The following is a 21,999-nucleotide window of genomic DNA, read 5'->3' as shown; positions in this document are numbered from 1 at the left end:
TGATTGTTTTCAGGATTTTTCCATGACCCATCCGACCGTTCACGCCCGCACGCATCCCAACAAGATCGCCTACCAGATGGCGGGCACCGGAAAAGCGATCACCTATCGCGAGCTTGACGAACTCTCGAACCAGGGCGCGCATCTGTTCCGCGCGCTCGGGCTGAAGGCCGGCGACCACATCGCGTTCCTGATGGAGAACCGGCTGGCGTTCATGGAGATCTGCTGGGCGGCGCAGCGCGCAGGACTCTATTACACCGCGATCAGCCGCTATCTCACCGAAGACGAGATCGCCTACATCATCAAGGATTGCGGCGCCAAGGTCTTCATCACCACGCCGAAATGCGCCGAGAAGGTGCAAGGCCTGATCAAGGGCGAGCCGGGCGAACCGCTGTTCTTCATGGTCGACGAGCCGCAGGCCGGCTTCCGCTCCTGGGACAAGGAAGCCCTCGCGCAGCCGACGACGCCGATTGCGGACGAGGTCGCCGGCTACGACATGCTGTATTCGTCGGGCACCACCGGGCGGCCGAAAGGCATCAAGAAGGCGTTCGAGGGCAACAGGATCGAGGTGCCCAACCAGTTCCTGAAAGTCCTCTGCGGCGACATGTGCGGCATGAATGCTGACAGCATCTACCTGTCGCCGGCGCCGCTCTATCACGCGGCACCGCTGCGCTTCAACATGATGGCGACCATCCTCGGCGGCACCTCCATCATCATGGATTCCTTCGACGCCGAGGAGTTTTTGAAACTCGTCGAAAAATACAAGGCCACCCAGTCGCAGCTGGTGCCCACCATGTTCGTGCGGATGCTGAAGCTGCCGGAGGAGGTGCGTACGCGCTACAGCGTCGCGTCATTGAAGGGCGCGATCCACGCCGCCGCACCCTGCCCCGTCGATGTGAAGGCCAAGATGATCGAATGGTGGGGGCCGATTCTGATCGAGTATTACGCCGGCTCCGAGGGCAACGGCGTCACCGTGTCGAACTCGCAGCAATGGCTGAGCCATCGCGGCACCGTCGGCCGCGCCGTGGTCGGCAAGGTCAAAATTCTCGACGAGAACGACCAGGAAGCGCCGACCGGCCAGATCGGCACGGTGTATTTCGCGGATGCGCCTGTGTTCGCCTATCACAACGATCCCGAGAAGACGAAACGCGCCTATAACGACCGCGGCTGGTCGACTCTCGGCGACGTCGGCTATCTCGACGACGAGGGCTTTCTCTACCTCACCGACCGCAAGAGCTACATGATCATTTCCGGCGGCGTGAACATCTACCCGCAGGAAACCGAGGACGTGCTGATCACCCACGCTGATGTCGCCGACGTCGCGGTGTTCGGCGTGCCGAACGAGGAAATGGGCGAGGAGGTCAAGGCGGTGGTGCAGCCGCACGACATGGCCAAAGCCGGCAAGGAGCTCGAGGCCGAACTGATCCTGTTCTGCAGAAAGCATCTGTCGCCGATCAAATGCCCCAAAAGCATCGACTTCGAGGCCGAACTGCCGCGCACGCCCACCGGCAAGCTGGTGAAGCGGCATCTGCGCGACAGGTATTGGCCGAAGCCGGCGGCGAAGGGGTAGCGCACAATTATTGCCGTCGTCCCGGCGAACGCCGGGACCCATACTCCGCGGCCTTAGTTGTTTCAGAGGGGATCCAACGTCGGTACTCTCATCGATAGGACACGGCGTATGGGTCCCGGCTCGCGCTTCGCTTGGCCGGGACGACGAGAAAATTGTTTTCGTCATGCCCGGGCTTGTCCCGGGCATCCACGTCTTTACAGTCTCTCACCAAGAAGAACGTGGATGGCCGGAACAAGTCCGGCCATGACGAGGAAACACCATGGCTGATCTCCCCGACATCCCCCTCCCCGCCGGCATCCGCTCCCGTTACGTCGAAGGCATCAACGGCCTCTCCATGCATGTGCTGGAAGCCGGCTTTGAGACCCGCGGCCGGCCCTGCGTGCTGTTGCTACACGGCTTTCCCGAGTTGGCCTTCAGCTGGCGCAAGGTGATGCCGCAGCTGGCGGCTGCGGGCTATCATGTGATCGCGCCGGACCAGCGCGGCTATGGCCGGACCACGGGGTGGGACGCGAATTACGACGGCGATCTTGCCTCGTTCCGGCTCACCAATCTGGTGCGCGATGCGCTCGGGCTGGTGTCGGCGTTCGGCTACAAGAGCGTCGATGCCGTGATCGGGCATGATTTCGGCTCGTCGGTCGCGGCCTGGTGCGCGCTGCTGCGGCCGGATGTGTTCCGCTCGGTCGCGCTGATGAGCGCGCCGTTCGCAGGCCCGCCGGCGCTGCCGTTCAACACCGCGGATGCCCCGGCCAAGCCTGCAGCGGAAGACCCCATCCATCGCGAGCTGGCAGCGCTGCCGCGGCCACGCAAGCATTACCAGTGGTACTATTCGACGCGCGAGGCCGACGCCAACATGCACCACGCGCCGCAGGGCGTGCATGATTTCCTGCGCGCCTACTACCATCACAAGAGCGCGGACTGGAAAGACAACCCGCCCTATCCGCTGAAATCATGGACGGCGGCCGAAATCGCCAAACTGCCGACCTATTATGTGATGGATCTCGTAAAGGACATGGCCGCGACCGTGGCCCAGGAAATGCCCTCCGCTGCCGCGATCGCCGCGAACACATGGCTGCCGGACAGCGAGCTTGCGTTCTACAGCGCCGAATATACCCGCACCGGTTTCCAGGGCGGCCTGCAATGGTATCGCTGCGGCACCTCGGGGGCGTTTCTGCCTGAATTGCAGACCTGGTCGGGCCGCACCATCGACGTGCCCTCGGCCTTCATCTCGGGCAAGCAGGATTGGGGCACCTATCAGCGCCCTGGTGTGTTCGAGACCATGCAGTCGAAAGCCTGCACCAACATGATCGGCTGTCATCTCGTCGATGGCGCCGGCCATTGGGTGCAGCAGGAGCAGCCCGCCGAAGTGAGCCGGCTGCTGCTGCAGTTTCTGGAAAAGGCCAAATCTGTTCGCTGATGGTTTGAAAAGGGAACCGCGGCCGCCTACATCTGGAACTTCCGGAAATGGGGCGTCCGCGTGAAGAATTTTTCCGAACTGACCGAGCGTGAAGTGCTGGCTGTTGCGATCTCCTCCGAAGAAGAGGACAGCCGCATCTACATGACCTTCGCCGAAGACCTTGCCGAGCGCTATCCGGACTCCGCGAAGCTCTTTCGGGAGATGGCGGAGGAAGAGACCGGCCACCGCCATCGGCTGCTCGAACTCTATCAGCAGCGCTTTGGCCCGCATCTGCCGCCGATCCGCCGCGAGGACGTCCGGGGATTCTTCAAGCGGCGTCCGATCTGGCTGACGAAAAACCTGCCGCTCGACACGATCCGTAAGGAGGTCGAGGTGATGGAGCTGCAGGCCGAGCAGTTCTACATCAAGGCCGCCGAACAGGCCGAGGATGTCGGCGTGCGCCGTTTGCTCGGCGACCTCGCCGAGGAGGAAAAGGGGCACGAGAAGCTCGCGGTGAAACTCACCGACCAGATCCTCAGCCCCGATGTGCGCGCCGAGGAAGACAAGACGCGGCGGCGCGCCTTTGTCCTGCAATATGTCCAGCCCGGTCTCGCCGGATTGATGGACGGCTCGGTCTCGACGCTGGCGCCGCTGTTCGCCGCCGCGTTCGCCACGCATCAGAACTGGCAGACGTTTCTGGTCGGCCTCGCCGCCTCGATCGGCGCCGGCATCAGCATGGGCTTTGCCGAAGCGCTGTCCGACGACGGCTCACTGACCGGGCGCGGTTCGCCCTGGCTGCGCGGGGCGGCGAGCGGCATCATGACGGCGCTTGGCGGCCTCGGCCACACCTTGCCCTATCTGGTGCCGGATTCCTGGCCCAACGCATTCTGGACCGCGACCGCGGCCGCGGGCGTCGTCGTGTTCTTCGAACTATGGGCGATCGCCTTCATCCGCGCGAAATACATGGATACGCCGTTCCTGCAGGCGGTGTTCCAGATCGTGCTCGGCGGCGTGATCGTGCTCGGCGTCGGCATCCTGATCGGCGCGTCATAGCCGGCGCGGATAAAAGGAGCCTCAACTGCCATTGAGGTCGCCGATCTCCGGAAAGAACAGGTCTTTCCATGAGATCGGCTCGTTCCTGGTGGTGCCGACCTTGCGCATGAATTTGGCGAATTTCATCGTCGCCGCCGGCGTCATGGTCCACTCGACATTGGGACCGGTGACCACCTTCGTCACCATCTCGAGCGGCAGTTTGGAGCCGGAATCGCTGATCCAGCTTTGTGCCGTGCCCCTGGGATCGGCGGCGATGATCGAGGTGGCTTCCTTCACCGCGTCGAGGAAGGCGGCGTAGAGTTCGGGATTGTCCTTGCGGAACCGTGCCGAGGTCCATGCCGCCGTGAACGTATGCGGCCCCAACACGTCGAACGAGGTCAATATGGTGCGGATGTTCTTCTGCTCGAGTTGCTGAAACTGGAACGGCGGTACGCTGAAGGCCGAGGAGACACCGCCCGCGCCGCTCAATAGCGCGATGGTCGCATCCGGCGGTGACATCGACACCGTCAGCGGATCAAGCTTGGCGTAGTTCGCCTCACCAAAAGTTTCCGCTGCCGCCATCTGCAGCAGGACTGCCTGAACCGATACCTTGATCGAGGGCACCGCGATGCGATCGCGCTCGCTGAAATCCTTGATCGACTTGATATCGGGATTGGCGGTGTTCAGGAGAAACGGCTGCGAGGAGAGCGCGCAGATGCCCTTGACCTCGAACGAGGTGCCTTTGGTCTTGTCCCACAGCGTGATCAGACCAGGCACTCCTCCGCTGACGATGTCGGTAGAGTTCGACAGCAGCGCCTCGTTCATCGCCACCGGACCGTTGAAGCGCTGCCATGAGACCTTGAAATCCTTCAGGCCGCGTTGCGACGCGTATTTCTCGATCAACCTGTCGCGCTTCATGACGTTGAATTGCAGGTAGCCCATCGAAAACTGTTCGGCCAACCTGATCTCAGCCGCACCGGCCGTCGTCGTTGCACTGCCGATGGCGAACGCGATCGCGGCAGCTGCCACCCAAGTGGTCCTCATGGTCGTCTCCCGTCTTTTCATTTTTTGTTGATCCGGAGACTAGCGCGCGAAAGGCGTGCGCGCCAATAGCATTGGCAGCATGGCCGCCCCGCCGCTGTACAGCTATTGCTCTTGCAGCGCCCCGCCAAACTGAGCATCATCCGCGCCGCATCAAGAACAGACCGGGAGCAAGCCTTGGCCAAGTCGCAATGGAGCTTCAAGACCGCCGTTGAATTGTCGGCAGCGCTCGCTGCAAAAAAAGTTTCCGCCGTCGAACTGGCGCAGGATGCGATCGGCCGCATCGAGCGGCACGATTCCAGGATCAACGCAGTCTGCGTGCGCGATTTCGAGAGTGGCCTCGCCGCTGCGCGTGCCGCCGATGCGGAACTGGCGCGCGGCGTCAGCAAGCCGCTGCTCGGCATTCCCATGACGGTGAAGGAATCCTTCAATATCGCGGGCCTGCCCACGACCTGGGGTATTCCGGAACAGAAGGATTTCAAGCCAACCGAAGACGCGCTCCCCATATCGCGCGTTAAGGCTGCCGGCGGCGTCATCCTCGGCAAGACCAACGTGCCGCTCGGGCTCGCCGACTGGCAGAGCTACAACGACATCTACGGCACGACCAACAATCCCTTTGATCTCGGCCGAACGCCGGGCGGCTCGTCCGGCGGATCGTCGGCGGCACTCGCGGCCGGCTACGGCGCGCTGTCGCTCGGCTCCGACATCGGCGGCTCCTTGCGCGTGCCGGCGTTTCACTGCGGCATCTATGCGCACAAGCCGACCTTCGACCTCGTGGCCATGCGCGGCCACACGCCGCCGTCCTTGCCGCCGCTGCCGTCCAACCGCGATCTTTCCGTGATCGGACCGATGGCACGCGGCGCGGCCGATCACTCGCTGCTTCTCGATGTGATCGCCGGCCCCGATCCGCTCGACGCCGGCAAGGGTTACAGACTGGAACTACCAGCGGCACGCCACACCGCGTTGAAGGATTTCCGCGTGTTGCTGATCGATACCGATCCGCTGATGCCAACCGACAAGGCCGTGCGCGGGACGCTCGAAACACTTGCCGCCAATCTGGCCAAGGCCGGCGTCAAGGTCGAACGCCAAAGCCGGCTGCTGCCCGACTTCGCCGCATCATCCCGGCTGTATATGCGGATGCTGCTGTCGTTCCTCTCCGCATCCTATGCGCCCGAGATCTATGCCGGTGCGCAGGCTGCGGCGGCATCCCTTCCGGCCGACGATATGAGCCTCGGCACCGAACGGCTGCGCGGCATCGCGCTCAGCCATCGCGACTGGCTGATGGCGGACGGCGGGCGCGTGCGTCTGCGCGCGCAGTGGCGCGAGCTGTTTCGGACGTTCGATGCCGTGATCTGCCCGATCATGCCGACACCGGCCTATCCGCACGATCATTCAGCCGACCAGGAACAACGCCGCATCAAAATCGATGGCAGGGATTACGTTTATCCGGATCAACTCGCCTGGCCCGGCATCGCCACCCTGCCCGGCCTGCCCTCCACCGCGATCCCGACCGGCTTCGCGCCGGACGGATTGCCGATCGGCGTCCAGATCGTCGGCCCCTGGCTGGAAGACCGCACGCCGCTAAAACTCGCCGAACTGATCGAGCGCGAATTCGGCGGCTTCAAGCCGCCGCCGATGCTGGATGATTGACGGGCAAAACTTACCTGCGACGTCATTGCCTATGGCGCGTGGCGATCCATAATCGCCCGAACAAGCCGAAGGAAAAGCCATGAGCCAGGATATCGAACAACTCACCGCGCTGAACCGCGACTATATCGACTCGGTGCAGAACAGCGACGTCAAACGCTTCGATCAGATCCTGGCGCAGGACTTCTACTGCTCCAATCCCGACAAGACGCTGATCGACCGCGCGGCGTTCCTCAAGCAGACCGCGGTGGCGGTGACGATCCGGAATCTCAGAGCGGAGGATGTGAAGATTCGCATCCTCGGCGACTTCGCGATCATCCACGCTGCGACGCGTTATACAACGGCGGATGGGCAGGAAGCCCATGGGCGGTATACCGACTGCTGGGCGAAGCAGAACGGGAAATGGCTCGCGGTATCGGCGCATGTGTCGCGGTGACGCCAAGACCTCAGTTGTCGTCCCGGCGAAGGCCGGGACCCATAACCACCAGCGGCAATTGCTTTTGCACGCTGGTCGTTATCTTCCTTGCTTAGCCACGACGGCCGCGGCGTATAGATCCCGGCTCAAGGCCGGGACGACGGATGCTACGCATCGAACATGATCACGCTGCGAACCGTCTTGCCAGCCTTCATGTTGGCAAAACCCTCGTTGATCTCGCTCAGTTTCAGCTTGGCCGAAATCCAGTCTTCGAGATGCAGCTTGCCGCGCATGTAGAATTCGACCAGGCGGGGCATGTCGACGCGGAAATGGTTGGAACCCATCGAGGAGCCCTGGATCCGGCGTTCGCGCAGGAAGTCGAAGCCGTGCAGTTCGATCTTCTGGCCGAACGGGATCATGCCGACGATGGTCGCGGTGCCGCCGGCGGCGAGCATCGCGAACGACTGCTCCGCGGTTTCCTTGCGGCCCAGGACTTCGAACGAATGGTTGACGCCGCCCTTGGTGAGTTCGCGCACCTGCTGCACGACGTCGCCGTTGCGGGGATCGACGATGTCGGTGGCGCCGAGCTTGGTCGCCAGCTGCAGCTTGGCGGGATTAGTGTCGATCGCGATGATGCGGCCGGCGCCGGCGATCGCCGCGCCGTTGATCGCGGCCATGCCGACGCCGCCGCAGCCGATCACCGCGACCGTTTCGCCGGCGGTAACTTTAGCCGTGTTCACGACAGCACCATAGCCGGTGATGACGCCGCAGCCGATCAGCGCGGCCAGTTCGAGCGGCATATCATTGCGGATTTTGACGATGGCATTTTCGTGCACCAGCATCTGTTCGGCGAACGAAGACAGATTGAGGAACTGGTTGAGTTTCTCCGAGCGCGCCCAGGACAGCCGGTTGGACACGCCCGGCAGCATTTTTACCGTCGTGTCGGTGCAGAGCACCGTGCGGCCGGTGGTGCAATTGTCGCAGGTGCCGCAGAACACCGACAGGCAGGTCACGACGTGATCGCCGGGCTTCACATAGGTCACATCCGAGCCGACTTTCTCCACCACGCCGGCCGATTCATGACCGAGCACCGCGGGCAGCGGATGCGGATAGAGCCCTTCCATGAAATGCAGATCAGAGTGACAAAGGCCGGCGACGCGCGTGCGGATCAAGACTTCGCGCGGACCGGGATTCGGCACGCTGACATCCTCGATCACGAGCGGCTGGTTCACTTCATGCAGAACGGCGGCCTTCATCGGGTACTCCCTTGATTGTTGTTCTTGAACGTCAACGTGGACGGAAGCCTACGCTGCGGTGAGCAAATCGCCAACCTCGGCCATCCCTACCGCGCGTTCGCCGAGCAGGTGCTCCGTGATGGCGCGCTGCGTGGCATTTTCCGCCAAGCGGAACGGATCTGACGCAGAGACCCGGTGATCGATCACCATGCGCGAGAGCAGCAGACGCTTCGCGTCGCCGCGCATCTCATGGATGCGGCCGCCCTCCCATGTCAGCGCCACGGCGCTGGCGACATGATAAAGCAGGCTGGTGGCGCGTCGCGCGTCGCCCTCATTGTCGGACTTGCTGGCGACCTCGCGCGCAAAGCTGATGGCGCGGTCGGTGAGGTCCCTTAGGCGATTGCGCCAGGCCTGCGGCACATTGGCGCTGTCATCGAGGCGGGCATGCAGATCGGCGGCGAGCGCGGCATCGGCGCCGTGACGGCCGACCGCGCGCTTCAGCGCATCAATCGCTACGATATTTCCGGTGCCTTCCCAGATCGAGCCGAGATGCGCGTCGCGCAGCAGCCGCGCGGTCGCAAATTCCTCGATGTAGCCGATACCGCCGCGCATCTCCAAGGCATCGCCGCAAACCTTGCGGGCGTCGCGGGTGGCGCGGAATTTCAGCGTCGGCGTCAGGATGCGCAGCAATGCTGCCGCGTCCTGGCTGCCGGCTTCAGCGCGATCAAGCGCGTCAGCGGTGAGAAAACTCATCGACAGCGCCTGTTCGGTTGGCAGTATGATTTTCATCAACTGCCGCCGCGCCAGCGGCAGGTCGATGATGCGCTGGCCGAATACCACGCGATTTTTCGCCACCGTCATCGCGTCATGACAGGCGCGCCGCATCAGCGCGGTGGATTTGACGCCATTGGAAAGCCTGGACGAATTGACCATCTCGGCCATCTGCACAAAGCCTCGATCGAGCTTGCCGACGGCATAGGCAATCGCGCCTTCCAGCTTGATCTCGCCCGAAGCCATCGAGCGGGTGCCGAGCTTGTCCTTCAGCCGAACGATCCGATAGTGATTTTGCGATCCGTCCTCGAGCCGCCGCGGCATCAGGAACAGGCCGACGCCACGCGTGCCGGGCCCTGCGCCTTCCGGGCGCGCCAGCAGCATCACCACTTCGGCGTCGGCATTGGAGCAGAACCATTTCTCGCCATGCAGTCGCCAGTGATCGCCCTCCTGCACGGCCGTCGTGGTGAGCGTGCCGACGTCGGAACCGCCTTCCTTCTCGGTCATGAACTGGCCGCCCTGGGTCAGTTTGCTCATGTCGGTTTGCGTCAGGCCGTCGAGATATCGCGCCTTCAGCGCCTCGCTGCCGAAATTATTCAACAGCTTGGCGCAGCCGTCGGTGACGTTGATCGGACAGCCGAGGCCGAACTCGGCCTGATTGAACAGGAACGTAAAGGCGTGCTTGGCGACAACAGGATATTTGTCCGGCCATCCCATGATGCCCTTGCGGATCGAGAGCGCGTGAATGCCGAACTCGCCGAAGGCGGCCTTCTCCAGCTCGCGATAGGCCGGATGATATTCGATATACTGGGAATCGCGGCCAAAACGGTCGCGCTGGTGCAGCACCGGCGTGTGGCGATCGGCCAGCCGCGCGCATTCGTCAAGATGACCGCCGGCCAGTTCGCCGAGTCGGTCGAGATGCGGTTCGATATGGCGAAACAGCGGCTCCGGCAGATGTAGCCGCAGCAGATCGGTCAGCGCCGGATCGGCCCGGTAGAAATTCATCCCCGAGGTATCAGGCGCAAGCAATCCTGGCTTGTCGGCCGCGGCCGTGCTGCGATCATGCGTGAGAGGCTGCTGCATATTTATCTCTTGTTCGTTCCGCCCGATATTGATCATCTACCGATAGCGCAGGCGATCAAGCCGTCAACAAGCATAATTGGAGGGTCACCCCATGGTGGACGGATATCAGCCTCGCCATGACCCAACGGGTTGTCTGGCGGAATTACGCCCCTAAATACCTGTTCCCGGTCACTTCTGGAGAGCCGCCATGCCGACCCCGCCAACCTACAAGACCGCCCTGATCGTCGGCGCCGGCGAAGGCTTGAGCGCATCGCTGGCGCGATTGTTCGCCCGGGAGAAAATCCGCGTTGCGTTGGCCGCCCGCAAAATCGAAAAACTCGGCGCGCTATGCACCGAAACCGGCGCCCGCGCCTATGCCTGCGACGCCACCAACGCCGACGACGTCGAACGGCTGTTCGGTCAGGTCGAGCGCGAGATCGCGACACCCGATGTCGTTGTCTATAACGCCAGCGGACGGGCACGCGGCCCCTTCACCGACCTGGTGCCGGCCGACGTCGCCAACGCGATCGCAGTCAGCGCCTTCGGCGGTTTCCTGGTGGCGCAGCAGGCGGCGATGCGCATGCTGCCGAACAAGCACGGCGCGATCCTGTTCACCGGCGCCTCCGCCAGCGTCAAGGGCTATCCGCAGTCAGCTCCGTTCGCGATGGGCAAGTTCGCACTGCGCGGCCTTGCCCAGAGTATGGCGCGTGAACTATCGCCGCAAGGCATTCACGTCGCGCATTTCGTCATCGACGGCGGCATCCGCAGCGCTGCCCGCACCGAGCCCGCCGACCGGCCGGATTCGATGCTCGACCCTGACGCCATTGCGTTGAGCTACTGGAACGTGCTGCAACAGCCGCGCAGTGCCTGGACCTGGGAACTGGAATTACGGCCGTGGGTGGAGAAGTTTTGAACGGATAGTGCCGTCATTGCGAGTGAAACGAAGCAATCCATAGACCCAGAAGCAAGAATGGATTGCTTCGTCGCTTCGCTCCTCGCAATGACGGAGAAAAAACAACAACTGGGGGAAGCATGACCGAAATCACCGTCGACACCGGCACCAATGAATTGCTGTGCGTGATCCGCGACCGCGTCGCCATCATCACGCTGAACCGCCCCGAGGCGCGCAACGCGATGTCGGATAACCTGACGCCGGCGCTGCGCAACATGATCAAGACCTGCGGCGAGAACCCCGAAGTCGGCGCGCTGCTGCTCACCGGCGCCGGCACGGCATTTTGCGCCGGCGGCAACGTCAAGGGCATGGGCGCCAACCGCGACAAGAAGAAGCTCGAAATGTCGCATGACGAGCGAGTCGCCGATCTGCAGGAACGGCAACGTCTGCTGACCGGCGCCCTGGTCTCGGTGCGCAAGCCGACCATTGCGGCCCTGCCCGGCCCCGCGGTCGGCGCCGGGCTTGCCCTCGCGATGGCCTGCGACATCCGTATTGCCGCACAATCGGCCTTCCTTTCCACCGGCTACCTCAAGGTCGGCCTGAGCGGCGACTATGGTATCGCCTGGCTGCTGACCCGGCTGGTCGGCACCGCGCGGGCGCGCGAATTGATGTTCACCTGCGAGCGGGTCGATGCCGCCAGGTGCGAGACGATCGGCCTCGTCAACCGCGTGGTCCCGGACGACAAGCTTCAGGCCGAAGCCTTCGCGCTCGCCAAATCGATCGCGGAAGGTCCGACGATCGCGATCCGCTACATGAAGGACAATCTCGACGAAGCCCTGATGTTCGATTTTGCCACCGCGCGCGATCATGAGGCCGAGCGCATGATCCGCACTCAGGTGACGGCGGATCACAAGGAAGCGGTGCAGGCCTTCATCGAGAAGCGCAAGCCGGTGTTCAGGGGCGGTTGAGAGGTTAACTTATCGGGTTCTCGGCGAACAGGCGAGCCACCATCACCGAATCCAGATAGGCGCGCACGCGCACGATTCTGTCGTTATTGAAATAGCAGACCCAGCAATAGTGGTTGTCGAAGCGAAGGCCGTTCCTGGCGGTCGCTTCCGAATGTAGTTCCACGATCGCCACGTCGTCAGTCACGATCAGATTATCGACGTGCAATTGCGCGCCATGGGGCAGCACCTTGCCGAGCTTCGCAAAGGTCCCGGCAATGAAATCGGCCTTTGATGTGTAGTGGCCCGCGAGCGGATGCGTGCCCATCACGATCCAGTCGACATCGTCAGTGACATGGCCAAAGAATGCTGCGCCGTCGCCGTGTTCGAGGCCGGCAAAGATCTTCCGCACGAATCCAGCATCGACTGCCATGCGCCGCCCTCCGCTCGGTGGGGCAAGGCTAAACGGGGCCGGCGCGGTTTTCAATCGATAGCTGCCGCCCAACGTCTGTCATGCCCGGGGCATCTTTGCATTCGCGCGTGGCGCGACGGACGCGACGGCTGCTCTTGCGAAATCGACGAAGGCCCGCAGCGCCGCCGGGAGTTGGCGGCGACTCGGATAATACAGGAAGAAGCCGGGATAGGCGGGACACCAGTCGGCGAGTACGCGGACGAGTTTGCGTTTCGTGATCAGTTCCTCAACCTGGCCTTCGAATACGAAGGCGAGACCGGTCCCTTGCAACGCCGCATCCACCATCAGATCCTGGTACGTTCAGCGTCAGCGGGCCCTCGACGTCGATGTCAACCTCGATGCCGCCGCGCTCGAATTCCCAGCGATAGAGCGCGCCGCCGGAGAAGCGGTAGCGGATACACGGCATGCCCTTCAGATCATGCGGCGTCACCGGTGGCTTGTGCCGCTTGAAATAGCCGGGCGAGCCGATCACCGCAAAGCGATGCCGCGGGCCGATCGGCACCGCGATCATGTCGGCGGCGACGGTCTCGCCAAACCTGACGCCGGCGTCGAAGCCGGCCGAGACCATGTCGATCAGCGCATCGTTGATCACGATCTCGACGTTGACGTCGGGAAACTCCTTCAGAAATTCCGTCACGATCGGCAACAGCACCAGTTGGGTGGATTGCCTTGCCGCATTGAAGCGCAGCGTGCCGGCCGGCTTGCCGCGAAAATTGTTCAGGTCCTCCAGCGCGTCGTCGATGTCGCGAAACGCCGGGCTGATGCGCGTGAAGAGGCGCTGGCCGGCCTCGGTCAGCGCGACGCTGCGGGTGGTGCGGTTGATCAGGCGCAGATCGAGCCGCTCCTCGATGTTGCGCAGCGCGTGGCTGAGCGCGGAAGCAGAGACGCCGAGCTCGGTCGCCGCCGCGCGAAAGCTGCGGTGCCGGGCGATCGCGAGGAAGGTCGCGAGATCGGAGGGGTCGATTCTCATTGCTGAATTTTGCTCAGTAGCTTGTAAAATATTTAGCGGATTATCTCACTTATGGCCAGCCGCTATTGATTGCCCATCAGCCCGGCGAAAGCGCTGGGCAGCAACGAAAGGGCTGAGAACATGCGTGTCTGGTTCATCACAGGAGCTTCCCGGGGGTTTGGCGCTTTGATCGCGGAAGCCGCGTTGAAAGCGGGCGATGCGGTGGTCGCGACCGCGCGCGATCCCTCCACCGTCACTGCCCGGCTCGGTTCGCATGAGCGTTTATTGGCGACCCGCCTCGACGTCACCAGCGAGGCCGAGGCGCACGAGGCTGCCGGCCAGGCGGTGAAGAAGTTCGGCCGCATCGATATCCTCGTCAACAATGCCGGCTACGGCCTCTTGGGCGCGATCGAGGAGGCCAGCGCCGCTGAGACGACGAAACTGTTCGGCACCAATGTGTTCGGGCTGCTCGGCGTTACCAGAGCGGTGCTGCCGCATATGCGCCGGCAGCGCGCGGGCCACGTCATCAACATCTCGTCGGTCGGCGGCTACGCCGGTTTTCCCGGCTGGGGCGTCTATGGCGCGACCAAATTCGCGGTCGAAGGCATTTCCGAAGCGCTGGCCGGCGAAGTGGCGCCGCTCGGGATCCATGTCACCGTGGTGGAGCCAGGATTCTTCCGCACCGATTTCCTCGACGAATCCTCGCTGGCGCGCACCGCGCAGCATATCGAGGATTACGCCGACAGCGTCGGCAAGACCCGCGCGCATGCGGATGACGTCAATCACGGCCAGCGCGGCGATCCGCGCAAGCTGGCGCAGGCCTTCATCAGGCTTGCCAACACCAAGACGCCGCCGCTGCGACTGCCGCTCGGCAGCGACACGGTGGAGCGGATCGAGGCCAAGAACGCGTTCGTCGCCAAGGAGCTCGCGGCCTGGCGCGAGGTTTCGACTTCGACCGACTGGAGTGAAGAGGCTGCGTGAGCTGCTGAACGCCGAAGCATAAAAATAGCCCGGTTCTGGTCAGCCAGAACCGGGCCTAGTTTCGTCAAACCGCAACCGAGGACATAGTGGCCTGGCGCGAGAGGGCGGCAAGCCGCCAGCTTGCACAGGGGATGTCTTGCGGTTCGACGTCGATATGCTTTTCAAAGCGCACCAGCTTCCAGTCGCCGGGGGTCGGCATGAAGGCGTAGCCGGATTTGCGGGCGAGGCCGATCATGGCCTCGTTGGAGCGCAGGGTGTCGCCAAACACACGGTCAGCTCCGAACGACGCGGCGCGGCATTCGAGATTCTTCAACAGCGCCTTGCCGATGCCGTGGCCCTGCCAACGGTCGTCAACCGACAGGCCGAATTCGATGCTGCCGTTCTCGAACGCGTAGCGGGCCTCGCCGACGATGATCTCATGGCCGTCGACCAGCATGGTCGCGACCACGCTGAACCGGTCGGCTTCGCCGATATGGATGAAATCCTCGAGCACCGACGGCGGCAATTCACGCGTGGCGCCGAGGAAGCGGTTATAGCGGGAGCGGATCGTCAGCGCGCGGAAATAGCTTTGCAATGCCTCGGCATCGCGCGGCTCGACGAAACGAACGGTCAGGGCCTCTCCGCTGCGCGCGCGCAGCAGGTCCGAATATTGCCTGAGATCGTCGAAACGCATCGTCGTCATCGCACGCTCCCGTCGTTCGAAAAGAACGGCCGACGTCCCCCTGATGAGGCGACGCCGGCCTGGCTGCATTTTATGCCCGCCAGAATGGTTTTGAGGCTTCGTAGACGGCATCGCCGTGGGAGACGCCGATGTCGTGGAGTTCCCGGTCGGACCAATTGGCCAGTTCCCGACGAGCCGCGGAACGCTGCCGCCAGACATGGATCAGTTCGGCGACCTGGCTGAAAAGGCTCTGTCCATGATGATTTATCATCGATTCATGCGTGAAAGTAGACATTTGAAGCTCCTATCTCTAATCTGTTGTCGCCAATATCTGCGCTCCCAGGGCCTTTCACAAACGACACTTTGTACCGCTTCGGATGATAAAAAGTCATATATTGGGGAAGTGCTGGAGATGACCGCCAGGCTGCCGTCGCTGAATGGGTTGCGCGCCTTCGAGGCTGCCGCCCGGCATCTGAGTTTCACGCAGGCGGCGGCTGAGCTGAACGTCACGCAGACCGCGATCAGCCATCAGATCAAGCGGCTGGAAGAAGAGCTCGGCGTCCGCCTGTTCGTCCGCCAGAACCGGGCGCTGACGCTGACGCCGCAGGCGGTGGATTACCTGCCCGGCATCCGCGCCGCCTTCAACGACCTGCGGCTCGCCACCGACCGGCTGCTGCGCAAGGACGACGACCATGTGCTGACGGTCTCGACGCTGGCCTCGCTCGCCGCCAAATGGCTGCTGCCGCGCCTTGCCGCGTTCCAGGAAGCGCATCCCGGGATCGACGTGCGCATCACCACCTCGACCAATCTGGTCGACTTCCAGCGCGACAATGTCGATGCCGCGATCCGCTACGGCCGCGGCCAATGGGTGGGATTGCGCGCCGACTGGCTGATGGCGGACGAGCTGTTTCCGGTGTGCAGCCCGAACCTCTTGAAGGGCAGCAAGCCGCTGAAATGCCCCGAAGACCTCCGCGACCACGTGCTGCTGCATACCAGCAACTTCAACAGCGATGACTGGCGGCTGTGGCTGACGGCGGCCGGCCTGCCGGCGGACTTTTCCAAACAGCCGGGCGTGACCTTCGATCTCATCTTCATGACGGTGCAGGCCGCCATCGACGGCCTCGGCGTCGCGATGGGCCGCTCGGCCTATGTCGAGGACGACATCGCCAAGGGTCGCCTCGTGGTGCCCTTCAAGATCACGCTGCCGACCGATGCCGGATTCTATCTGGTCTCGCCCGCGGGACGAACGGACCCGCCGAAACTGTCGGCGTTCCGGCAATGGCTGGTCGCTTCGGTGCAGAGCAAGCCCTGAGAGACCGACATTCCGCGTTCTCAGGGCACCTTCCACGTTTTGCGGGTTGCCGTCACGCTTAACTGTGCCAAATTGTCGCACCAAGCAGGCTAACTGTCTCGGCCAACGAGGCTTTTTGCGCCGGCGGCAACACAGCGGGAGGACGGCGTCATGGCGCAGGCAAGTGGTTCGGAAATACCGCAAATCAAATCGCGTATCGGCGCCATCCTGCGTGCGACCAGCGGCAATTTCCTCGAGCAATTCGATTTCTTCCTGTTCAGATTTTACGCCAGCGCCATTGCGAAGGCGTTCTTTCCTGCCCAGAACGAAACGGCGGCGCTGCTGAATGCGTTCGGGGTGTTCTGGCTCGGCGCGCTGATGCGCCCGGTCGGCGCCATCGTGCTCGGCGCCTATATCGACCGCATCGGCCGGCGCCGGGGTTTGATCGTGACGCTCGCCATCATGGCGATCGGGACGGTCGTGATCGCCTTCTGTCCGGGGTATGAGACGATCGGAATCGCCGCTCCAATCATCGTGCTGCTTGGCCGGCTGCTGCAGGGGTTTTCCGCCGGCGTCGAACTCGGCGGCGTGTCGGTCTATCTGGCGGAGATTGCCACCCCCGGCAACCGGGGCTTCTACACCTCGTTTCAATCTTCCAGCCAGCAGGTCGCCATTTTTGTTGCCGCGATCCTCGGCTATGTGCTGAGCGAGGTGATGCCGGCCGAGACGGTTGCGGCGTGGGGCTGGCGCATTCCATTTTTCATCGGCTGCCTCATCATTCCCTTCATTTTCGTGCTGCGGCGGACCTTGGAAGAAACACCTGCCTTCCTCGCCATGAAGAAGCATCCGAGCGCATCGGAAGTGTTCGCGTCCGCGTTGGCAAACTGGCGCATCGTCGTTCTCGGCATGATGATGGCGGTGCTGACCACCACGACCTTCTACTTCGTCACCGTCTACACGCCGACCTTCGGCAAGACCGTGCTGAAGCTGTCCACGCCGGACGCCCTCCTCGTCACCTTGCTGGTGGCCGTGGCCAACTTCATCTGGAATCCGGTCGGCGGCGCGCTGTCCGACCGGATCGGGCGCAAGCCGGTATTGCTGGCGATTGCATGCCTGTCTTTGGTGACCGCCTATCCAGCACTGCACTGGCTGATCGCGGCGCCCACCTTCGGCAAGATGCTGGCGGTCGAAATGATGTTCTCGTTCTACTTCGGCGTTTACAGCGGCACCATGCTGGGCGCGCTGGTCGAGGTCGTGCCGGCGCATGTCCGGACCACCTGTTTCTCGCTGGCCTTTGCGCTCGCCGCGGGCCTGTTCGGGACGTTTACGCCGTTTGCGTCGACCTGGCTGATCGATCACACCGGCGACAAGGCATCCCCCGCCTACTGGCTGATGTGCGCCGCGACGCTCGGCATCATCGCAGCGCTCGCCATCTATCGCGGCGGAGAAACCATCGCGACCCGCGACGCCGTTCCCGCCTAGAGCATTGCAGGGAAACCCTGACGGATCATTCCGCGGTGCGCGCCGTATCCGACATTGTCGCATGTCGCGCGGCAGCCAATTTGATTTCCATGCAAACAACGATAACAAGAGCGCATGGTGGATTTGAAACGCAGGTTCGATGTTCTGGTGATCGGCGGCGGCAACGCCGCGCTGTGCGCCGCGATCAGCGCCCGCAGGGCCGGCGCGTCGGTGCTGGTGCTGGAAGGCGCGCCGAAATTCTACCGCGGCGGCAATACCCGGCACACCCGCAACATGCGCTGCGCCCACGACGCCGCGACGGCCATCCTCACCGGGCCCTACACCGAAGAGGAATTCTGGCAGGATCTGTTGCTGGTGACCGGCGGCGAGACCGACGAAGAGCTGGCAAAATTCATGATCCGGGAGTCCAAGGACATCCTGAACTGGATCGTCGAACAGGGCGTGCGCTGGCAGCCGTCGCTCGGTGGCACGCTCAGCCTCGGCCGCACCAATTCGTTTTTCCTCGGCGGCGGCCGCGCGATGCTGAACGCGCTGTATCTGACCGCCGAACAGCTCGGCGTCCAGATCATCTATGACGCCGAGGTTGCCGACCTCCACATCGAGGACGGCATGTTCCTGGCAGCTCACCTGAAGCAACCGATCGACGGCGTCACGGAAATCCGCGCCTCGGCGCTGGTCGCCGCCGCCGGCGGCTTTGAAGCCAACATCGAATGGCTGAAGGAATATTGGGGCGAGGCCGCCGACAACTTTCTCATTCGCGGCACGCCCTATAATCGCGGCTCGATCCTGAAAATGCTGCTGGCCAAGGGCGTGCAGGACATCGGCGATCCCACGCAATGCCATGCGGTCGCGATCGACGCCCGGGCGCCGAAATTCGACGGCGGCATCATCACGCGGCACGACTCCGTCGTGTTCGGCATCGTCGTCAACAAGCACGCCCAGCGCTTCTACGACGAGGGCGAGGACATCTGGCCGAAGCGCTACGCGATCTGGGGCCGGCTGGTGGCGGCCCAGCCCGACCAGATCGCCTACATCATTTTCGATTCGGCCGTGGTCACGAGTTTCATGCCGACGCTGTTCCCGCCGATCGCGGGCGGCACCATCGCCGAGCTCGCTGCCAAGCTCGAACTCGATCCGGCCGCGCTGGAAAAGACCATCACCGATTTCAACGCCGCGGTGCAGCCCGGCACGTTCGATCACACCATTCTCGATGATTGCCGCACCGAAGGCATCACGCCGCAGAAAACGCATTGGGCGCGCAAGATCGAAGCCGCGCCATACCTCGCCTATCCGGTGCGGCCCGGCATCACCTTTACCTATCTCGGCACCCGCGTGAACAAGCAGTCGCGCATGGTGATGAAGGACGGCAAGCCTTCCGCCAACATGTTCGCCGCCGGCGAGATCATGGCCGGCAACGTGCTCGGCAAGGGCTATGCCGCCGGCATCGGCATGACCATCGGCAGCGTGTTCGGACGGGTGGCGGGACGGGAAGCGGCGAAGAATGCGAGAAACTAGGACGGTTGTTGAGTAACCTCTCCCCGCCCTTCGCGGGGAGAGGTCGGATTGCGAAGCAATCCGGGTGAGGGGCTCTCTCCGCGAGCACGGAACGTGGAGAGAGCCCCTCACCCCTACCCTCTCCCCGCGAAGGGCGGGGAGAGGGAGATAACGACGATGGGAGGCTTGATGATACGCGTAGCGATTATTTCTGCAGTTGCGGCTCTGATGTCTGCAACGCTGGCCAATGCCGCCGAGCCGATCGCGCTGCGCGACATGGGATCGTTCCACGTCGGCGGGCGGCTGGTCGAAATCTCCGGCAAGCCGGTGAAGGAAGTGACGTTCACGCCGGGCGGCGTGCCGGCAAAGGTCGATCCGAACGGCACCTACCAGGTCGAGCAGATGTATGTGCAGTATTTCCTGCCCGCCGTTGAGAAGGGCGCCTATCCGCTGCTGATGTGGCATGGCGGCGGGCTGACCGGCGTCACCTATGAGACCACGCCGGACGGACGCGAAGGCTGGCTGAACTATTTTCTGCGTAAGGGCTGGGCGGTCTACAATTCGGACGCGGTCGAGCGCGGCCGCGCCGGCTGGGCGCAATATCCCGACATCTTCAAGAGCGAACCGGTGTTCCTCACCACTGCCAATCCGTTCGAGCGCTTTCGCATCGGCGACGGCGCCGGCTCCTACAATGCCGATCCGGCCAAGCGCAAGCTGCTGCCGGGCAACCAGTTCCCGAACGACGGCTATGAGAATTTCGTCAAGCAGAACGTGCCGCGCTGGACCACCACGGATGACGCGATCATTGCGGCCTATATCGCCGAGATCGACCGCGTCGGTCCCTCCATCATCCTGTTCCACAGCCAGGCCGGCAGCTTCGGCTTCAAGGTGGCGCAGGCGCGCCCCGACAAGGTCAAGGCGCTGATCGCGATCGAGCCCGCCGGGGTCGGCGATCCCGCCAAGGTCGATGTGCTCAAGAACATTCCGACGCTGATGGTCTATGGCGACTATATCGAGCAGGACTCGCGCTGGCCGAAGATCCGCGCCACCGGCGTCGCCTTTGCGGAAAGCATCAAGGCCGCCGGCGGCAGCGTCGATGTCATCGACCTGCCGAAGGCCGGCATCAAGGGCAATTCGCACATGGTGATGATGGACAAGAACAATGCCGAGGTCGCGGCCCTGATCCAGAAATGGCTCGAGGGCAAGGGCCTCACCAAGTAACGTATACTTTACGGAAGAGAGCATCACGCAATGCACGGAACGAGAATTCTGGAGGAGGCGGACCGCCTGATGACGGTCTGCAATTCCTGCCGTTATTGCGAGGGGCTCTGCGCGGTATTTCCGGCGATGGAGATGCGCCGCGCGTTTTCCGACGGCGATCTCAATTACCTCGCCAACCTCTGCCACGGCTGCGGCGCGTGCTACACCGATTGCCAGTTCTCGCCGCCGCATGAGTTCAACGTCAATGTGCCGCAGACGCTGGCCGTGGCGCGGAACGAATCCTACGCCGCTTATGTGTGGCCCCGCGCCTTTTCCGGCGCCTTCGCGCGCAACGGCCTCGTGATCAGCATCGTTGCCGCGCTCAGCGTCGCCGCCTTCATCTTCGGCTTTGCCGCCTTCCACGACCGGCAGGTGCTGTTCGGCGTCCACACCGGGCCGGGCGCGTTCTACAAATTGATGCCGCATAATGCGATGGCGGCGCTGTTCGGCGCCGCCTTCCTCTATGCGATCGTAGCGCTGGTCATGGGCGTGCGCGCGTTCTGGCGCGATATCGGCGAGCCCGTCGGCATGCGCGCCGATGCGGGCTCGATCTGGCAGGCGATCCGTGACGCCGGCGAGTTGCGTTATCTCGATGGCGGCGGCGTGGGCTGCTTCAACGAGGACGATCGCCCGACCGACCGCCGCAGGATCTATCACCACCTCACCTTCTATGGTTTTGGGCTGTGCTTTGCCTCGACCAGTGTCGCGACGCTCTATCATTATTTCCTGGCGCGTCAGGCGCCCTACCCGTGGTGGGACCTGCCTGTCGTGCTGGGAACGCTCGGCGGCATTGGCTTGCTGATCGGGCCGGTGGGACTGCTCCTCGAAAAATGGAAGCGCGACCCTGTGCTGGCCGATGAAAAACGCCTCGGCATGGATGTCGCGTTCATCGTGATGCTGTTCCTGACCAGCCTGAGCGGCATGGCACTCTTGTTCCTGCGCGCAACGCCGGCGATGGGACCGCTACTGGCGCTGCATCTCGGCGTGGTGTTCTCGCTGTTCATCACCATGCCCTATGGCAAGTTCGTGCACGGCATCTATCGGTTCGTCGCCCTGGTGCGCTATGCGCGGGAACGGCGGATGATGGGGCATGTTTGATACGCGGACAGTATGTTCCCTCCCCCCTTGCGGGGGAGGGCTAGGGAGAGGGGTGGCGTCATCGGGACTGCCCGTGTGAACCCCTCTCCCCCGCCCTCCCCCGCAAGGGGGGAGGGAGCCAACCGTCCGTGTCGCTTGCACTTCGGAATCAAATTTTCAACCAGCAGATATAGCTTCGCGATCTCGCGGCATGATCTGCCCGAGCTTTGCCAGAAACTTCCTTGCCCTCGAAATGAGAGGGCGCAGGGAAGACCGGGTGCGCGCTGCACCCGCGGTCCCGTGTGCGGTTTGCACAAAACAAAATGCACACGA

Annotated in this window: 19 protein-coding genes and 1 pseudogene; 13 read left to right on the top strand and 7 right to left on the bottom strand. The window is 63.1% G+C overall.

Going from position 1 to position 21,999, the window contains the following annotated elements:
* The first annotated feature begins 22 nt into the window (after window positions 1-22).
* The 3 genes from JQ575_RS35350 (at window position 23) to mbfA (ending at window position 4,013) form a co-directional block, all read left to right on the top strand.
* Window positions 23-1,567, top strand: a complete 1,545-nt coding sequence (locus JQ575_RS35350; protein WP_212037835.1) for an acyl-CoA synthetase — start codon at window positions 23-25, stop codon at window positions 1,565-1,567.
* A gap of 259 nt (window positions 1,568-1,826) precedes the next feature.
* Window positions 1,827-2,981, top strand: coding sequence for an alpha/beta fold hydrolase (locus JQ575_RS35345; RefSeq protein ID WP_212037834.1), 1,155 nt, complete (start codon window positions 1,827-1,829; stop codon window positions 2,979-2,981).
* Between the two features lie 60 nt (window positions 2,982-3,041).
* The gene (gene mbfA / locus JQ575_RS35340; protein WP_212037833.1) at window positions 3,042-4,013 is read left to right on the top strand and encodes an iron exporter MbfA; all 972 of its coding nucleotides are present in this window, start codon (window positions 3,042-3,044) and stop codon (window positions 4,011-4,013) included.
* A gap of 21 nt (window positions 4,014-4,034) precedes the next feature.
* Here the strand turns inward: mbfA and JQ575_RS35335 are convergent, their stop codons facing one another.
* Entirely contained in the window at window positions 4,035-5,036 is a 1,002-nt protein-coding gene (locus JQ575_RS35335) for an ABC transporter substrate-binding protein (RefSeq protein WP_212037832.1), read from the bottom strand.
* 174 nt (window positions 5,037-5,210) lie between these two features.
* Between JQ575_RS35335 and JQ575_RS35330 the strand changes: the two genes are divergently transcribed.
* Complete coding sequence (locus JQ575_RS35330) at window positions 5,211-6,683, top strand: amidase (protein WP_212037831.1); 1,473 nt, start codon at window positions 5,211-5,213, stop codon at window positions 6,681-6,683.
* Between the two features lie 79 nt (window positions 6,684-6,762).
* Window positions 6,763-7,116, top strand: coding sequence for a nuclear transport factor 2 family protein (locus JQ575_RS35325; RefSeq protein WP_212037830.1), 354 nt, complete (start codon window positions 6,763-6,765; stop codon window positions 7,114-7,116).
* Between the two features lie 146 nt (window positions 7,117-7,262).
* Here JQ575_RS35325 and JQ575_RS35320 read toward each other — a convergent pair whose 3' ends face one another.
* Window positions 7,263-8,351, bottom strand: a complete 1,089-nt coding sequence (locus JQ575_RS35320; RefSeq protein ID WP_192737061.1) for a Zn-dependent alcohol dehydrogenase — start codon at window positions 8,349-8,351, stop codon at window positions 7,263-7,265.
* 48 nt (window positions 8,352-8,399) lie between these two features.
* Complete coding sequence (locus tag JQ575_RS35315; RefSeq protein WP_212037829.1) at window positions 8,400-10,184, bottom strand: acyl-CoA dehydrogenase family protein; 1,785 nt, start codon at window positions 10,182-10,184, stop codon at window positions 8,400-8,402.
* A 187-nt stretch (window positions 10,185-10,371) separates the two neighbouring features.
* On the opposite strand from JQ575_RS35315, the gene JQ575_RS35310 reads away from it, so the two are divergent.
* Window positions 10,372-11,076 (top strand): SDR family NAD(P)-dependent oxidoreductase, encoded by a 705-nt coding sequence (locus JQ575_RS35310; RefSeq protein ID WP_212037828.1) that lies wholly within the window; start codon window positions 10,372-10,374, stop codon window positions 11,074-11,076.
* A gap of 119 nt (window positions 11,077-11,195) precedes the next feature.
* Window positions 11,196-12,023 (top strand): enoyl-CoA hydratase, encoded by an 828-nt coding sequence (locus JQ575_RS35305; protein WP_212037827.1) that lies wholly within the window; start codon window positions 11,196-11,198, stop codon window positions 12,021-12,023.
* A gap of 4 nt (window positions 12,024-12,027) precedes the next feature.
* Here JQ575_RS35305 and JQ575_RS35300 read toward each other — a convergent pair whose 3' ends face one another.
* Entirely contained in the window at window positions 12,028-12,432 is a 405-nt protein-coding gene (locus JQ575_RS35300; protein WP_212037826.1) for a nuclear transport factor 2 family protein, read from the bottom strand.
* 78 nt (window positions 12,433-12,510) lie between these two features.
* Window positions 12,511-13,441 (bottom strand): annotated as a pseudogene (locus JQ575_RS35295) (LysR family transcriptional regulator).
* Window positions 13,442-13,561: 120 nt separating this feature from the next.
* Between JQ575_RS35295 and JQ575_RS35290 the strand changes: the two are divergent.
* Window positions 13,562-14,401, top strand: a complete 840-nt coding sequence (locus JQ575_RS35290) for an oxidoreductase (protein WP_212037825.1) — start codon at window positions 13,562-13,564, stop codon at window positions 14,399-14,401.
* Window positions 14,402-14,465: 64 nt separating this feature from the next.
* Here JQ575_RS35290 and JQ575_RS35285 read toward each other — a convergent pair whose 3' ends face one another.
* Window positions 14,466-15,083, bottom strand: a complete 618-nt coding sequence (locus JQ575_RS35285) for a GNAT family N-acetyltransferase (RefSeq protein ID WP_212037824.1) — start codon at window positions 15,081-15,083, stop codon at window positions 14,466-14,468.
* A gap of 70 nt (window positions 15,084-15,153) precedes the next feature.
* Window positions 15,154-15,357, bottom strand: a complete 204-nt coding sequence (locus tag JQ575_RS35280) for a DUF1127 domain-containing protein (RefSeq protein ID WP_192737053.1) — start codon at window positions 15,355-15,357, stop codon at window positions 15,154-15,156.
* A gap of 117 nt (window positions 15,358-15,474) precedes the next feature.
* Here JQ575_RS35280 and JQ575_RS35275 point away from each other — a divergent pair, with 117 nt between their 5' ends.
* The 5 genes from JQ575_RS35275 (at window position 15,475) to tcuB (ending at window position 21,687) form a co-directional block, all read left to right on the top strand.
* Window positions 15,475-16,374: a transcriptional regulator GcvA gene (locus JQ575_RS35275; protein ID WP_212037823.1), complete on the top strand. Its 900-nt coding sequence runs from the start codon at window positions 15,475-15,477 to the stop codon at window positions 16,372-16,374.
* Between the two features lie 150 nt (window positions 16,375-16,524).
* The gene (locus JQ575_RS35270; RefSeq protein WP_212037822.1) at window positions 16,525-17,835 is read left to right on the top strand and encodes an MFS transporter; all 1,311 of its coding nucleotides are present in this window, start codon (window positions 16,525-16,527) and stop codon (window positions 17,833-17,835) included.
* A 114-nt stretch (window positions 17,836-17,949) separates the two neighbouring features.
* On the top strand, window positions 17,950-19,350 hold the full coding sequence (tcuA, locus tag JQ575_RS35265; RefSeq protein WP_212037821.1) for an FAD-dependent tricarballylate dehydrogenase TcuA: 1,401 nt from the start codon (window positions 17,950-17,952) through the stop codon (window positions 19,348-19,350).
* Window positions 19,351-19,518: 168 nt separating this feature from the next.
* Window positions 19,519-20,550, top strand: a complete 1,032-nt coding sequence (locus tag JQ575_RS35260) for an esterase (protein WP_212037820.1) — start codon at window positions 19,519-19,521, stop codon at window positions 20,548-20,550.
* A 30-nt stretch (window positions 20,551-20,580) separates the two neighbouring features.
* The gene (gene tcuB / locus JQ575_RS35255; protein WP_212037819.1) at window positions 20,581-21,687 is read left to right on the top strand and encodes a tricarballylate utilization 4Fe-4S protein TcuB; all 1,107 of its coding nucleotides are present in this window, start codon (window positions 20,581-20,583) and stop codon (window positions 21,685-21,687) included.
* Window positions 21,688-21,999: the final 312 nt, after the last annotated feature.

The organism is Bradyrhizobium sp. JYMT SZCCT0428 (assembly GCF_018131075.1).
Taxonomy (GTDB): domain Bacteria; phylum Pseudomonadota; class Alphaproteobacteria; order Rhizobiales; family Xanthobacteraceae; genus Bradyrhizobium.
Note: the sequence above shows the minus strand (reverse complement) of the source record. Positions and strands in the feature narration are given on the sequence as shown.

Bases quoted from the DNA above. Each gene is read 5' to 3' on its own strand.
- JQ575_RS35270 (WP_212037822.1), top strand. From the start codon at position 16,525: ATGGCGCAGGCAAGTGGTTCGGAAATACCGCAAATCAAATCGCGTATC.
- JQ575_RS35325 (WP_212037830.1), top strand. From the start codon at position 6,763: ATGAGCCAGGATATCGAACAACTCACCGCGCTGAACCGCGACTATATC.
- JQ575_RS35260 (WP_212037820.1), top strand. From the start codon at position 19,519: ATGATACGCGTAGCGATTATTTCTGCAGTTGCGGCTCTGATGTCTGCA.
- JQ575_RS35275 (WP_212037823.1), top strand. From the start codon at position 15,475: ATGACCGCCAGGCTGCCGTCGCTGAATGGGTTGCGCGCCTTCGAGGCT.
- JQ575_RS35310 (WP_212037828.1), top strand. From the start codon at position 10,372: ATGCCGACCCCGCCAACCTACAAGACCGCCCTGATCGTCGGCGCCGGC.
- JQ575_RS35305 (WP_212037827.1), top strand. From the start codon at position 11,196: ATGACCGAAATCACCGTCGACACCGGCACCAATGAATTGCTGTGCGTG.
- JQ575_RS35315 (WP_212037829.1), bottom strand. From the start codon at position 10,184: ATGCAGCAGCCTCTCACGCATGATCGCAGCACGGCCGCGGCCGACAAG.
- JQ575_RS35280 (WP_192737053.1), bottom strand. From the start codon at position 15,357: ATGTCTACTTTCACGCATGAATCGATGATAAATCATCATGGACAGAGC.
- JQ575_RS35345 (WP_212037834.1), top strand. From the start codon at position 1,827: ATGGCTGATCTCCCCGACATCCCCCTCCCCGCCGGCATCCGCTCCCGT.
- tcuA (WP_212037821.1), top strand. From the start codon at position 17,950: ATGGTGGATTTGAAACGCAGGTTCGATGTTCTGGTGATCGGCGGCGGC.
- tcuB (WP_212037819.1), top strand. From the start codon at position 20,581: ATGCACGGAACGAGAATTCTGGAGGAGGCGGACCGCCTGATGACGGTC.
- JQ575_RS35335 (WP_212037832.1), bottom strand. From the start codon at position 5,036: ATGAGGACCACTTGGGTGGCAGCTGCCGCGATCGCGTTCGCCATCGGC.
- JQ575_RS35290 (WP_212037825.1), top strand. From the start codon at position 13,562: ATGCGTGTCTGGTTCATCACAGGAGCTTCCCGGGGGTTTGGCGCTTTG.
- JQ575_RS35300 (WP_212037826.1), bottom strand. From the start codon at position 12,432: ATGGCAGTCGATGCTGGATTCGTGCGGAAGATCTTTGCCGGCCTCGAA.
- JQ575_RS35350 (WP_212037835.1), top strand. From the start codon at position 23: ATGACCCATCCGACCGTTCACGCCCGCACGCATCCCAACAAGATCGCC.
- JQ575_RS35285 (WP_212037824.1), bottom strand. From the start codon at position 15,083: ATGACGACGATGCGTTTCGACGATCTCAGGCAATATTCGGACCTGCTG.
- JQ575_RS35320 (WP_192737061.1), bottom strand. From the start codon at position 8,351: ATGAAGGCCGCCGTTCTGCATGAAGTGAACCAGCCGCTCGTGATCGAG.